Raw genomic sequence first — 14,839 nt, forward strand, 5'->3', positions numbered from 1 at the left:
AGGACGATTTGATGCCACTTATGACCTATGGGTGTTGCGCTTTTTATGCGTTACTCTTCGGGCGTTCCGCAATTTCATGTCAGAGAGAGCTATGGTTTGGTGGCGAGATGTGTTCGTGAAAAGTCACTTGGCATCACCTGCGGGGCAGTCAACATTTATCTCTAAGTCGCTACGCAACCCGAGCGATTTGGAGGGAAGTGAGTTGAGGATTACCTCGATTCGCTTTCCCGAGAAGGAAATTAGCAACTGGCATGGTCAAAAAAATAGTCGACAGCCTAAGAGTTTCCGCAGCGGTCGGAAACGATTTAGCTGCCGAACTTCAGCAATACTACGAAATCACCTCGTCCAACGAGGATTCCCCCTTTGCGCGGACGTTGTGGGGAATCGACCATGCCACCGGTGACGAGGTGGTAATTAAAGCGATTCGGATCGATGCCGTAACGCGCGGGGCTTACGCGCGCATGGAGTTTGAAGCTGGAGTTCGTCAGGAACATTGGAACGATCACCTGACGCCAGTGCTGCGGTTTGCGCGAACGGATGAAGAGTTCTTTTTGGTGATGCCATGGACCAAGCAGAAAACGCTTAGTGCGGTTCTCACCTCAAGCCCGCTTACGATTCAGGAAACGATCAAACTCGGGAAAGACCTCTTCACGGCACTCGACTGGATCCACCGCCGCGGCGCGTTGCATCGTGATGTGATTCCCTCGAACATTTATGTCGAAACGAGTGCCAGTTCTTCTCAACAGTTGACCGGAGCAATTCTCGGCGGCTTTGGAACAATCAAACGCTTTCACCCCGATCAGCTTTTTGGCGAACGAGAATGCGAAACGGTTTCGTACATGTCTCCCGAAGAGGCTGGCTCGATCGATACCGATGTAGGGCCGCCTTCCGATCTTTATGCCGCAGGGATTGTTCTATTTCGCTGCCTAGCGGGACGTTTGCCGTTTCAAGGGCAAGGGGCTGGGGCGATCCTCTTCGAGCACCTCACTGCGCCTGTTCCCGAGTTGCCGAGCATTAATCCAGAAGTTTCATTAGAGCTCGACGAAGTTGTGCAGCGCTTGTTACGCAAGGATCCGCACGACCGTTACCAATTGGCCAGCGCCGTCGTAGAGGACTTGCTCGCGATCGAAGAGATGCTCGAGAGCGGAGCGACCGGCAAGCACGTGACCATTGGGGCAACGGATCGGCGTTGTACGCTTACCGAGCCGGCGTTTGTCGCGCGAGATGAAGAACTCTCGAAACTCAACCAGTTCATCTTAGATGCACGCCTTGGCAAAGGCAGCGTGATGCTGGTGGAGGGCGAGTCTGGCAGTGGCAAGAGTCGCCTGCTGGTCGAATCGGTGCGTCAGGCTCGCCGCAGTGGGATTTGGGTATTACGTGGTCAAGCAACAACCAACGTCGGGCAACGCCCTTTTCGCATGCTGGAAGGCATTGTCGACGGGTTTCTATCGGTAGCCCAAAAAGACCCTGCTTTGGCTCACCGCGTACGACGTTGTGTTGGAGAAATGTCGGATGCGCTGATCGCGGCCTTGCCGACTCTCAGTGGGGTGATTGGCACCACGCAAGGTTTTATGGAGCAATCACCAGCCGCGTTTGGTGAGAACCGCACGATTGAATCGCTGATTCGCTTCTTGAGTGCCTTGGGAAGTCCTGAGCGTCCGGCATTGGTCATTCTGGATGACTGCCAATGGGCCGATACGTTGACATATACTCTCATTCGCCGCTGGCATACTCAGCCACGCGAATCGAAACGGTACACGACGGTTACTTGTTCGTTCCGCTCCGAGGAAGTCGGCGAACACCATGCCCTGCGAACGATTCCGAATTGCTCCACTATTCGCTTGAAGCCGTTGCGGGCGGATGAGATCCGTCAGCTTGCCGAATCGATGGCCGGTACGCTACCGCTGCCTGCGATTGAAGTGGTGACCCGCTTGGCAGGTGGAAGCCCTTTCATGGCCTCAGCCGTCTTGCGTGGCCTGGTCGAGTCTGGCGCTCTGGAAGCCGTGAATGGTACGTGGGAGGTTGAACTGGAATCGATGGGCGATTGGCAATCGTCCCAAGAGGCAGCCTCTTTCCTCACTCGCCGAATTGAAATGTTGCCTCAGGAAACGATCAACCTGCTTTCGGTCGGCGCGTTGATTGGCAAAGAGTTTAGCCTCGATATTGCCGCTTCGTTGACGAGCATGAGCATTTCCGAAGCGGTAGGAGCACTGCTTCATGCCCGCGATCGTTGTTTGATTTGGGAGCGTGCCGACGGCGGTCAGTTTGTTTTTGTTCATGATAAGATTCGTAGTTCGCTGCTGGAACGCCTCGATCCGGAAGAGCAAAAGGAGTTGCACCTGCGTGCCGCGTTGCATTTGCAGGAACATAGCCCCACGCGTGTGTCTGAAATTGCCTACCATCTGGATGAAGCAGGCGCAGCGGAAACAGCCATGGGGTACGCCCTGCAAGCTGCCGAACAGGCTCGGCGGCAGTTCTCGCTGGAAGTTGCCGAGCGACAGTATCGTATCGCCCAACGCGGTGCCGTCCGGCAGTCGAAGGCAATCCGTTTTCGTATCGCGGAAGGCTTAGGAGACTCGTTAATGCTCCGCGGACAATACGCGGAGGCAGCACCTCAGTTCGAAGAAGCGGCAGAGCTTGCTGAAGGTGACTGGGATCGTGCGAAGATTCAAGGCAAGTTGGCAGAGCTTTCGTTCAAACGTGGCGATATGGAGAACGCCACCAGAGGATACGAAACCGCATTGCGCACGCTCGGCTGTAGGGTTCCTCGCAATCGCGTCTTCATCTTCATAATGCTGATCTGGGAGGCCTGGAAGCAAGTACTGCACACCTGGTTCCCGGGCGTGTTCATGCACCGTCAAGGACGACCACCCAGCGAATCGGAACGTTTGGCAATTAGCTTGTACAGTTTGTTGACGCATGGTTGCTGGTATTGTCGCAGCAAAATCGAGTGTTTGCTCGCTCATCTATGCGCACTCAATTTTGCGGAACGATTTAACCCTAGTCCGGAACTGGCCCAGGCTTATTCCGAGCACGCACCGGTGGCATGTTTGATTCCCATGTTCGATCGGGCGATCAAATATTCTCAACGCTCCTTAGAACTGCGGCGAGAGTTCAACGATGTGTGGGGACAGGGCCAATCGTTGAGTTACTATTGCTGTGCCCTCTATGCGGCGGGGAAGTACCGCGAGTGCATCGAAAAAGGACGCGAAGCAATTCGGTTGCTGGAACGCACCGGCGACTATTGGATGGTTCACATTGCGCGCTATCAGGTTGCCGCCTCGTTGTACCATCTTGGTGATTTCAAAGGGGCGGTGATCGAATCGCGAATCAATTACCGCTCGGGAATAGAGCTAGGTGACGAACAGGCTTCAGGGATCAATTTAGATATTTGGGTTCGCGCAACACAAGGGTTCCTCCCAGACCAATTGCTAGAAAAAGAGATCGACCGTGATCGCCAAGATGATCAAGGAAGGACGCAAGTCTTGTTCGCAGCTGGGGTCCGTGATTTGTATCAAGGCAAGATCGAGTCAGCGGTTGAAAAACTACGTCAATCGGTTGCTACCTCCGAGCATGCCGGAATTCAAAACTCCTACACGGTGCCTGCGCTGGCATGGCTGGTGACGGCGTATCGCAAACAGGCGGAAGCAACCCCCTTGTACGCCCCCTGGCAACGGGAAAAACTATTGCAAAAGGCCGAGAAAACCGCCAGGAAAGCGATGCGAGCTGCCAAAGTCAGCCCCCAAGATCTGGCCCGCACCTATCGCGAATATGCCTTGGTTATGGCAATGCAAGGTAGTTATCCGGTGGCTCGTAAGTGGTTCGACAAAAGCCTGGCCTTGGCAGAGCAACTCGGTGATATCTTCGAGCAGGCAATGACCCTGCAGTATCGTGCTCAAGTTGGCATCTGCGTCAACTGGCCCGATGTCGAGACCGACCAGCAGTTGGCGCGTCGTTTGTTCGATGAAATCACCATCGACAACGAGATGCACGATAATACCCAAAAGGGACAACTCGGGACGCTCTCGTTAGTGGACCGTTTCGATACCATCTTGCACGTCGGACGCAAGATCGCCGCAGCGCTTTCAACCGACAAAATCTACGAAGAATCCTGCTTGGGCGCCAGCCGTTTATTAGGGGGCGAAAACAGTTGGCTGCTGGAGTTCAACCAACACAACGATAAATTACCTCCCTCGGTGGTTTTCGGACCGAGTAATATTACCTTCGACGAAACAAACTTACGTCGTGCTATTCAAGCAGGACGTGCCATGTCGTTTTTGGAAGTGGGCAGCAAAAATGACATGACCAGCGAAGTGGCCAGCCATCGTTCGGCAATTTATATTCCGATCGCGGTGCGTAATCGGCTGTCGGCGTGTATCTATGTGACGCATTCGCAGCTTGTTGGGCTGTTCGGCAAAGATGAAGAACGCTTGGCCGATTTTGTAGGGACAATTGCTGGAGCCGCCTTAGAGAACGCTCAAGGGTTCCGTGAATTGACTCAGTTGAACACCACGTTGGAGCAGCGTATTGCCGAACGCACCGCGGCAGCCGAAGCACGTGCGACCGATTTGGCCCGCTCGAATTTGCAATTGGAACGGACCGCGAAAGAGCTGCGTTTGACCGAAGAGCAACTGCGCGTGGCCAAAGTGACAGCAGAGACCGCAAACGAGGCCAAGAGCCGATTCCTGGCGACCATGAGTCACGAAATTCGTACTCCGCTTAATGGAATTCTAGGCATGACCGAGCTTGCCTTGAGAACCGACTTGAACGCACAGCAGCGCAATTGCCTGACCGTGATCAATCAGTCGGGTGAAGCGCTATTGGGACTATTGAACGACATTCTCGATATTTCGAAGATCGAAGCCGGAAAGATGGAACTGGAGTCGATCCCCTTGGCTCCTCAGGCCGTCCTTAGTTCGGCTGTGCGACTTCTGGCAGTGAATGCTGCCAACAAGGGAATAGAACTGCTATATCGGGTGGCTCACAATGTGCCGACTCAAATCGAGGGGGACCCTTGCCGCTTGCGACAGGTTGTCATGAACTTGGTGGGCAATGCGATCAAGTTTACCGAGCAAGGGGAAGTGTTGGTCGATCTGTTTGTCGAACGAACCATCGATGGGCCTCAACTACACTTCGCGATTCATGATACCGGTCCGGGAATTCCTGACGGAAAACAGACCACGATTTTTGAATCGTTCGAGCAAAGCGATAGCTCGACGACACGCCGCTACGGTGGGACGGGCCTAGGGTTGGCAATCTCTTTTCAAATTGTCTCGTTGATGAACGGGCGATTGTGGGTCGAAAGTAAGATCGATCATGGAAGCACCTTTCATTTCACGGTCCCGCTGGATCCCGACCAAGTGAAGTTTCCAGAACCGCAGCTAAAGCCACTCGCTGGGCGTCGCATTCAATTGGTGGCTCAGCACAAGACTTCACGAGACCTCTACCAGGAAATCCTGATCGACGCTGGGGCTCTCTGCGATTGCTTATCGCTAGACGATGCTCTGAAGCTGCTGAAAAACCCTTCGCAGGGCAATCAAGGTGAACGCCCTGTTTGGGTGTTCGACTGGGAAGTGGACTCTGATACTCTGCCCCAGTGGTTTGCCGAAAACAAAGCGGTTGATCTATTAAGTCGCCCCTATCTGGTGTTGCTGCCAGCGACGGGAACGCCACCTGGGATTGAACTGGACGCCTCTGCCACATTGACCAAACCAGCCTCCGCCGATGATTTGGTGGAAGCCGTTTGCCAGGTGTGTCATTGTATTTCTGGCGAGCCAACCCAAGAGGAGCAATCCGAAGAAGGATCGACAAGGACTTTGCATGTTCTGTTGGCAGACGATGCTCCGGTGAATCAGGAAGTGGCCAGAGGGATTTTGGAGATCTTCGGACACACGTGCGAAGTCGCAGGTACCGGTAAGGAAGCGTTGTCGCTTTATCAGCAAGGCAACTTTGACGTTGTCTTGATGGACTTAGAGATGCCGGAAATGGATGGCAAGCAGGCGACCAGCGAGATTCGCAAATGGGAAGAAGAACACCACCGGCGAACGCCGATCGTGGCGATGACTGCCCACGCATTGACGGGCGTGCGCGAACAATGCCTAGATGCGGGAATGGACCACTACTTGTGCAAACCGATCCAGCCAGAACTGCTCAAGCAATTGCTGGACGAAGTTTCCGCAGCCAGTTCGGTTACGACTGCTTCGTGATTGCCCGCTTGCCGATCCGGCTGCAAATGGGCAGTCTGATTGAGAGAACTTAACGGACTGCTAAGCAATAATGTCCTTCACGACCCGTGCCGGTTCGACACCAGTCAGTCGCATATCAAGCCCCTGGAACTTGACACTCAGGTGGTGATGGTCAATTCCCAGTAGGTGTAGCATCGTGGCGTGCAAGTCGCGGACGTGCACGACGTTTTCTACCGAGTTATAGCCTAGGTCGTCAGTGGCACCGTAAGTGGTTCCTCCTTTAACCGGTCCGCCTGCCAGCCACATGCTGAAACCTTTGATGTGGTGATCGCGCCCCACGTTGCCTTTGTTCGACTGAGACATTGGCGTTCTGCCAAACTCGCCTCCCCAGATAATCAACGTATCGTCCAGCATGCCACGTTGCTTGAGATCGGTTAGCAAGGCGTACGTCGGCTTGTCGGTCAGGTTACAGCAAACGTCCATGTACTGGGCCAGGCCGTTGTGATGATCCCAGCCGCGATGGTATAGATGAATAAAACGAACGCCTCGTTCTGCCAGACGTCGTGCGAGAAGACAGTTCGATGCGTAGGAACCATCGCCAGGCTTCGCGCCGTACATGTCGAGAATATGTTGCGGCTCGTCCGACATATCCGTCAGATCAGGGACCGACATCTGCATGCGAAAAGCCATTTCGTAGGCCGCAATCCGGTTGGCAATTTCTGGGTCGCCAATCGCTTCCTGGTGATGTCGATTTAGATTGCCAATCGCATCGACCAAATTTCTTTGTTGTCCAATGCCAACACCGTTTGGGCTGCGGACGTAGTTTACCGGATCGCCGGTAGAGCTAAATTGAACCCCTTGATACCGACTAGGCAGAAAGCCGCTGCCCCATTGGCGGGCGGCAATCGGTTGGGGATTACGACCACCGACACTCGACAAGACGACGAAGCCTGGCAGTTCGTCTGTCTCGCTGCCGATACCATAATTCACCCAGGCCCCCATGGAAGGACGCCCGCTGATCACGGTGCCGGTGTTCATGAATGTGTGGGCCGGGTCGTGATTGATTTGCTCGGTAACAAGCGAACGGACAATACAAATGTCGTCAGCCATCTTGGCATGCCATGGCAGATAGTCGCTAATCTCCTGCCCGTTGTGGCCATACTTTTTGAACTTGGTAATCGCACCCAGGCACTTCAGTTCCTTCCCCTGCAGCTGCGCGATCGGCTGGCCATCGGTATACGATGCCGGAACCGGCTTACCATCCATCTTCGATAGAATGGGCTTGTTGTCGAAGGTTTCCAAGTGAGAGGGCCCACCGGCCATGCACAGGAAAATGACTCGTTTCACTTTTTGAGGCAAGTCGGGAAAGCCTGGCTGCCCGGGAACGCCACGGACTTGTTCGCTGGCCTTGGCCGCATGTCCTTCCTTAGCCAACAGAGCCGACAAGGCGGCAGTGCCAAGCCCGACTCCTGAGCGTGTAAGAAACGTGCGGCGGTTGAGTTGCATGGGATGAAATTCAGACATTTCCGGCTCGCTTCTTAGTTACGAGTAATGAATTCGTCGAGATTGAAGATAACCCGTGCTACCTGAGTCCAGGCCGCGAGTTCGGCTAGTTCTACACGGTTGTCGGTCGGCTTCAAACCAATTGCCAAGAGCTTGGCAGCTGCCGCAGTATCTTCGCGATAGACTTGGCGGTTATCGTTTAGGATTTGGATAAGGATTTGCGTCTCGGCGGCGTCAGGGCGGCGCGAAAGGGCAAGTTCAAACGCGGTTTCTAGGCGAGTCTGATCGCTGTTCGCATCTTGCGTCAAAATGCGAGTGGCGAACTCTCTGGCCGCTTCGATGTAGGTCGGATCGTTCAACAAAGCCAACGCGGCCAACGGTGTGTTTGAAGTGGGACGTTGCACGGTACATTCTTCCCGGCTCGGAGCATCAAATGCCATCAAGCTTGGATGAACGAATTGGCGTTGCCAATGAACATAAACTCCGCGTCGCCATTGCTGGTCGTTTTCATCGGCATGGTAAGTTCGTTGGGGAAAGTTCAAGTTGCGGTAGTAGCCAGCCGGTTGATACGGTTTAACGCTAGGGCCGCCATATTCCAAATTCAACAAGCCACTTACTGCCAACGCATTGTCGCGAATCATTTCCGCCGAGAGGCGATGACGGAGCTGATGGGTGTAAAGTCGGTTATAGGGATCTTGCTCGCGGGCTTCAGCAGAAGCTTGCGATGATTGTTGATAAGCAGCAGTCATCACCATTTGTTTGACCATTCGCTTAACGTCCCAGTCATGCTCGTAGAAATCAATTGCCAAGTGATCGAGCAACTCGGGATGGACTGGTGGTTCCCCCTGCCCGCCAAAGTCGCCTAGGCTCGAAGAAAGCCCGACACCGTAGAATAGGTACCACAATCGATTAACAAACACCCGCGATGTCAGCGCCCCAGACCCGTGCTTGGTATCGACCAACCAATTGGCCAGATCGAGGCGAGAGGCACGCTTGTTTTCGGTTTCAATGGAACCGAGAAACACCGGAACGGCTGGCGTGACGATTTCGCCACTATCGTCGAGCCAGTTGCCACGTGGCAAGACACGCATCGTACGCGGCTCGATAGATTCGGTCACCATCGTGAGGCGAGCCGAGGCATTGAGGGCATCGATTTGCTGCTGCAAACGCTTGACCTCATCGGTCGGTTCGCTAGGCAACTGTTTGAGTTCGGCTTGTAACTGGTCTCGCTCTGCCCGTTCGCGTTTGGAGAGAACTTTGATTTCCGGGGGACGCCGGGTTGGTAGGGCATTCGAGCCGAGCTTGAAGTGTTTGGCTTCGTCGACGTCAGCGAAGAATGCGGCTAAAGAATAAAAGTCGGTGATTGTATAAGGATCGTATTTATGGGAATGGCATTGAGCGCACCCAACGGTGGCACCCATCCAGACTTGCGAAACGTTCCGGACGCGATCAGCCGCGTAGATCGCTAGATATTCTTTCTCTTGCAGGCCACCCTCGTGCGTTGTTTGCAGTAGGCGGTTGTAGCCGGTGGCAATCTTTTGATCGATCGTGCTATTGGGGAGCAGATCGCCTGCGAGTTGTTCCCGAGTGAATTGATCGAACGGCATGTTGTCGTTGAACGCATCGAGAACGTAATCGCGGTACGGTGAAATGCTGTGGTCTTGGTCGCCGTGATAACCGACCGTATCGGCGAAACGGACAAGGTCTAACCAATAGGCCGCCATGCGTTCGCCATAACGATCGGAAGCAAGCAGCCGATCGACGACTTTTTCGAACGCATCTGGCGACTCGTCTGCGACAAACGCTTGGACTTCTTCCCAGGTTGGTGGAAGACCGGTCAGATCGAAGGTGACACGGCGGAGCAATGTCACTTTGTCCGCAGGTGCTGCCGGAGAGAAACCGGCGGCTTCCATTTTGTTGAGCAGATAATAATCAATCTCGCTTTGCGGCCAATCTTGTTGCTGGACGTCCGGCGTTGGCGATGGTTTCGGAGGTACATACGCCCAATGCTGCTCGAAAGCGGCACCTTCCTCGATCCAGCGTTTAAGCGTAGAAATTTGTTCTTTCGTTAGCTTCTTGCCCGATTCCACCGGAGGCATCCGCATGTCTTCGTCCGCCACAATGCGAGCAAAGAACTCACTGGCTTGTGCATCTCCTGGGACAATCGCAGTCTCTTTCGCACTATTGGGATCATCCAGCCGCAAATCGGCTTCTCGGTGTTCGGCGTCAGGGCCGTGGCAATAGAAACAGTTTTCAGAGAGGATCGGGCGGACGTCGCGGTTGTAGTCGAGTGGCTTGTCGCTCCACGCAGGAGACGAAGCCAGTAGGAGGATACCGGTTGTCCACGAAAAAATTCGGATCGTATTCCAAGGCATGGCGGGATGTGCTTTGTCGAAGAGGAGCTTAGGTGGAGGGAGAACCGGTCATCGCTTCGTAGTGGCGTTTTATTTGTTCTGGTGTGAGGGCCTTATTATAAATCGCGATCTCGTCGATCTGGCCTTCAAATTGGCGAAGGGGCCGAGCCGAGTCTAACTGGCCGACAACTACGGTATAGGGTGAATCATCGTCAAAACGAAGTTCGTCGAAGATTACTTTGTGCTGATTGTTGACGTAGAGATGGGTTCCATTATTTGTCTTAACCGCCACCACATGGGTCCATAGTCCTGGAACGCAAGAGTTGGGGCTAAAGGCATTCATGCCACCATGAAAAGTCTTGGCAGGGTAGCGATACAACATGCGAATTGTGGCTGGGCGATGCACAAGGTTCGTGCGATTGGCGTATTCCAATAGACACAGGTGCGTTTCTTTGGTCGGATCGTCTTGTTCGATCGGCAACACGCCGAGAAACGTCCCCCAATGCAAACGCTCGACACGTACCCAGAACTCGATTGTAAACTCTCCTTGGTTGAAGCCTGGGATCGGTTCGTTGAGCTTGAGATAGCGTTGTTCAGGGCTGGGCCCAAACTGGAGGGTGCCCCGGTTCATCGCCATCGAGTTGTCGTTGGCCAAGTGCAGTTCGCCAGCGTAACGGTCCGACATGTGATTGCGGACCAAATTGCCATCGAGATCTCCCGGCTCGAAACGCCAGTACACTAGCGGCTTGTCTTGCTGAATCAACGCTGCGTAGTCTTCAGTAGAGTAGCTGGAAACGTCGTCGATGGGCATCGCCGACACACGATCGGATTCGGCAAACGCGGCCGTCTTCACATCGAGGCTAGTGCCGTGGAAGATCGCGGAATGATCTGCCGTAACCTGCTCATTCAAAAGGGTATCGCCGTTCTCTCCTAACAGAGATGCCATGACTTCACCCCGGTAAACATCGAGACTGCCAACGTCCTTTGCCTGAACGCGATAGATAAACTCGCTCGAACCATTGGCGATCGCAGAAACGGGGCCGTTGAGGTAGAAGTGTTTTGTTTCGGGAGGGGTTAGCACCGACGTTTGGCCACTTACTAACGAGGCTTCGATTTCAGAGATCAGATGTAATTCGGCAGGCCCTGTCATTTGCACGCGAACGCCTGAGGCAAACTCAAGTTGTAATTGACCTCGATCTAAACGAAGGATGCCTGGTTTCAAGCGATCGCCAACCGAGAGCGGTTGCGCGTCGTCTTGGCTGGCCTCGCTTCGAGAAATTACAATCGCCACCGGACGAGAGCCGCTTAACTGCGACTCGGTGAAAGCGGGCATCGACGAGTCAAAAACAATTTGGCGGACGGGTTTAATAAACAGAACACTTAGCAACCCGCTGAATAGCATTAGGCTCAACGCAATTGCAAACGTCAGCGGCCAACGCCGCTCGGCTAAGCTGCCGGAGGAAATCGCAACTGGCGGAGTCGTGCGAAGCTGATATTCCAACTCGGCCTCAAGGTCGGCTTGCTCGACATAGGCCTGACGAAAAGCCGCATCGCCTACCAGACGCTCTTCTAACGCGGCAAACTGTTCCGGCGTTAGCTGAGTGTGGGCGACCTGGTCGAAAGCCAAGCGGGCCTCTTGCTCGATTTTGGGGGAAGGTTGTGAACCCATGGCGTTATTTCTGGAGCTATTCATCGGATAGCAACACGCGACGGCGAACGCATTGGCCGAGGCGCTCTCGGATACGATCAAGACGTCGATAGAGGGTTTTGGCGGTTGTATTTAGTGTCTGGGCCAAATCGTGAATCGTGGTGTCGGTTTCGTAACGCGATCGCAAAAGGGCCAGATCGCGCGGGACTAATTGATCCAGGCATTTCCGTAGGGCCAAGCTCCTGGCGTCCAGCTTCTCTCGGGATGCCTCATGGGTCTCGGCCAGGGTTTGCATCACGCTTTCGGAAAAGACCATCCGGTCACGCGCAACCCGCCGACGGAAGCGTAGCGTTTCGAAGTAGGCAAACCGCTGAGCCCACGGGATAAAATCTCGTTCCGGATCGTATTCGTCGAACTTCTCCCACAACACGATTGCTGTGGCCTGCCATACCTCTTCAGCGTCGTCCAATTTAGGCACAAGCGTGCGAATGTACCGCATCAGCGGACGCTCTGACTTCACGATTAGCTCTACGAAAGGGGGCGGATCGCTCCTTGTTTCACTAGGCTCAAGCATGCGCGAATCGTTACGTGGGAATAGGACTACATTGCGGTGGCTACTTCTATTCTACCGACCAAGCCCTAATTCCCCGTTTAAAACAAGGAAAACTCCCTTGAGAGGAATTTACACAGCAAAATACTTACAACGAGGGGGCGAGTTCCGTGGTTTTAGCAGCGCCGTGATAAATCGCCTAACCCTTGGCAGTGTTTCATGTTAGTGCTTGGACTGAAAAAGAATACACAGTCGGTGTGTGTTGTGTTTTGAGCGTGAGCCAATTCAGGGGGCTGCCTATCCGGGCAACCAATAGGAATCGCGTTTTGTACGCGTAAAGGTGCCGGGAATGAGCCTATTAAGGCTTATCGCGATTAAGACAATAAGTCATGTTCTAACTGGCAGATCTGATCCCCCAGGATGAAATGCTGAAAACTGCCTGAAATCGACAGGCTTCGTGGCTTTCGCATTTTCAGAGAGGTATGTTGACAAGTGAGACCGAGCGAAAACACGTCTAATCCCAGCCCCATGGTGACACTCGGTAGACAAACGGCATTTTCATCTTCCTTGTTCAGGTGCCCCATGAAAAACATTGGATACGGCTTACTGCTGACATTTGTCTTGACGGGCACTGCCTGGTCTCAAGAAGCAGAGCAGACTTCTCCCGCGAAACCCGCCAGTGAAGAAGTCGTGAGTGACGAGGTAGCACTGAATGAAGATGAAATTGCCATCTTCCAGGCGATCGACTCGTACACGGCAGCTTTCAATAAAGGCGATGCCCAAGCTTTGGCAGATCACTGGACCGACGACGGCGAATATGTTTCGCCAGACGGCAAGGTGCTCAAGGGTAAGGATGCTTTAGTCAAAGATTACCTCTCCTATTTTCAAGAGACGCCAGGTGCCAAGTTGGAAGTTCGCGACACCCACGTCAAGATGATCTCGCCACGCGTCGCCACGGAAACCGGCGTGGCCGTGGTGATGGTTGCGGATCAAGATCCGAGCGAGACAACCTATGAAGCAATTCACGTGAAAACCCCGGCTGGCTGGCGAATCGATAGCATCAAAGAAGTGGTTGCGCCACTGCCAGCTCCGACCCATTACCAGCAGCTTCAAGGTTTGGAATGGATGATCGGAACCTGGGTCGACAACGCCGAGGAAAATGCCTCGGTCGAGACAACTGGGCGTTGGACGACCAACCGAAACTTTCTGGTTCGCACCTTCCGCGTGTTTATTCAAGATCAAGTCGACTTCGAGGGAACTCAGGTCATTGGCTGGGACCCAAGCTTGGGTGTCATTCGATCATGGACTTTTGATTCCGATGGTGGTTTCGCCGCTGGTCGTTGGTCTCAAAGTGGCAATCGTTGGACTGTTCAATCATTAAGTATTCTGCCCGACGGACGGCAGGCTTCCTCGACCAATATTTATGACCTGATCGACGAGAACACGGTTGAGTTTCATTCCATCGGTCGACAAGTCGCAGGCGAGCTATTGCCGAATATCGAGACGCTAACCATCATTCGCTCGGAATAACGCCCTATCGCGATAGCCCCAACTCACAAAGGATTTATTCCCATGAAGATAAAACTGACGGCCGCGATGGCCGCTTTGTTAATCGGTGCTTGCTTCGCGACAGACGTATCGGCGCGAGGAGGCCGAGGCGGCGGTGGAAGAGGTGGTCACTTTAGCGGTGTTGATGGTTCGCGACCGACGATCAGTACGCATGTCCCTTCCATGAGTCGCCCCTCGCCAAGTACTCCTTCGTTTAGTCGACCAACGTTCGACGGGCAGTCGACTGGTCGCCCGGCGACAAACCGACCCACATTTAGTCGACCAGCGACAGGAGACACGCCGTCGTTCTCGCGTCCTTCTGCTGCTAGGCCGAATTTGGATCGGCCCATGCCACGGCGACCAAACATCAGCCAACCTGACTTGCAGCGGCCCAATACCAACCGACCTGGTTTTGATAAGCCAATTCGTCCAGGGGTGTATATCCCAGGAGTAATGGACACCGGTCGTCCGGACACCTCCCGCCCCTATTTTCGGCCAGAACCCGGTTTCGATCGTCCTGCTTTCGACAACCCAGGCTTTCCGCTGCCTAGCAATAACGAACTAAAGGACTTTCTGAACCTACCAGGAACACCACCCTCGATCGAAACACGTCCAGGGACACGCGATCGTATCCCCAATCGTCCAAGTGTGCCTGATCGCCCTGGCTTTAGTAACCGCCCAAATCCCGGTGACCGTCCTGGCCCCGGTGAACGCCCTGGCCCCGGTGAACGCCCTGGCCCCGGTGAACGCCCTGGCCCTGGTGAACGCCCTGGCCCTGGTGACCGACCTGGTCCTGGTGACCGACCTGGTCCTGGTTACCGACCTGGTCCTGGTGACCGACCTGGTCCTGGTGACCGACCTGGTCCTGGTGACCGCCCTGGTCCTGGTGACCGCCCTGGTCCTGGTGACCGCCCTGGTCCTGGTGACCGCCCTGGCCCTGGTGACCGCCCTGGCCCTGGTGAACGCCCTGGCCCTGGTGAACGCCCTGGCCCTGGTGAACGCCCTGGCCCTGGTGAACGCCCTGGCCCTGGTGAACGCCCTGGCCCTGGTG

The 14,839-nt window shown here is 54.4% G+C and carries 7 protein-coding genes; 3 read left to right on the plus strand and 4 right to left on the minus strand.

Features of this window, described 5'->3' with window-relative positions:
• Positions 1–251 precede the first annotated feature (251 nt).
• Entirely contained in the window at positions 252–6,206 is a 5,955-nt protein-coding gene (locus DTL42_RS14885; RefSeq protein ID WP_114369519.1) for an ATP-binding protein, read from the plus strand.
• Between the two features lie 60 nt (positions 6,207–6,266).
• On the opposite strand, the gene DTL42_RS14890 is transcribed toward DTL42_RS14885, so the two are convergent.
• The 4 genes from DTL42_RS14890 to DTL42_RS14905 are packed head-to-tail and all read right to left on the minus strand — an operon-like array spanning position 6,267 to position 12,264.
• Positions 6,267–7,709, minus strand: a complete 1,443-nt coding sequence (locus DTL42_RS14890; RefSeq protein ID WP_114369520.1) for a DUF1501 domain-containing protein — start codon at positions 7,707–7,709, stop codon at positions 6,267–6,269.
• Between the two features lie 14 nt (positions 7,710–7,723).
• Positions 7,724–10,063 carry a PSD1 and planctomycete cytochrome C domain-containing protein gene (locus DTL42_RS14895; protein WP_114369521.1) on the minus strand — a complete coding sequence of 780 codons (2,340 nt, stop codon included), beginning with the start codon at positions 10,061–10,063 and terminating at the stop codon, positions 7,724–7,726.
• A 28-nt stretch (positions 10,064–10,091) separates the two neighbouring features.
• Positions 10,092–11,711 (minus strand): LamG domain-containing protein, encoded by a 1,620-nt coding sequence (locus DTL42_RS14900; RefSeq protein WP_158545389.1) that lies wholly within the window; start codon positions 11,709–11,711, stop codon positions 10,092–10,094.
• A gap of 16 nt (positions 11,712–11,727) precedes the next feature.
• Positions 11,728–12,264, minus strand: a complete 537-nt coding sequence (locus tag DTL42_RS14905; RefSeq protein ID WP_114369523.1) for a sigma-70 family RNA polymerase sigma factor — start codon at positions 12,262–12,264, stop codon at positions 11,728–11,730.
• A 558-nt stretch (positions 12,265–12,822) separates the two neighbouring features.
• On the opposite strand from DTL42_RS14905, the gene DTL42_RS14910 reads away from it, so the two are divergent.
• Positions 12,823–13,770 (plus strand): YybH family protein, encoded by a 948-nt coding sequence (locus DTL42_RS14910; protein ID WP_158545390.1) that lies wholly within the window; start codon positions 12,823–12,825, stop codon positions 13,768–13,770.
• A gap of 664 nt (positions 13,771–14,434) precedes the next feature.
• Positions 14,435–14,839: hypothetical protein (locus DTL42_RS26325; RefSeq protein WP_199590146.1), on the plus strand; the 405-nt coding region annotated here is incomplete at its 3' end.

It is taken from the genome of Bremerella cremea (genome assembly GCF_003335505.1).
GTDB lineage: Bacteria > Planctomycetota > Planctomycetia > Pirellulales > Pirellulaceae > Bremerella > Bremerella cremea_A.

What these genes read in the sequence shown, in the direction of transcription:
- DTL42_RS14885 (WP_114369519.1), top strand. Translation starts at nt 252, where the DNA reads ATGGTCAAAAAAATAGTCGACAGCCTAAGAGTTTCCGCAGCGGTCGGA.
- DTL42_RS14890 (WP_114369520.1), bottom strand. Translation starts at nt 7,709, where the DNA reads ATGTCTGAATTTCATCCCATGCAACTCAACCGCCGCACGTTTCTTACA.
- DTL42_RS14895 (WP_114369521.1), bottom strand. Translation starts at nt 10,063, where the DNA reads ATGCCTTGGAATACGATCCGAATTTTTTCGTGGACAACCGGTATCCTC.
- DTL42_RS14900 (WP_158545389.1), bottom strand. Translation starts at nt 11,711, where the DNA reads ATGGGTTCACAACCTTCCCCCAAAATCGAGCAAGAGGCCCGCTTGGCT.
- DTL42_RS14905 (WP_114369523.1), bottom strand. Translation starts at nt 12,264, where the DNA reads ATGCTTGAGCCTAGTGAAACAAGGAGCGATCCGCCCCCTTTCGTAGAG.
- DTL42_RS14910 (WP_158545390.1), top strand. Translation starts at nt 12,823, where the DNA reads ATGAAAAACATTGGATACGGCTTACTGCTGACATTTGTCTTGACGGGC.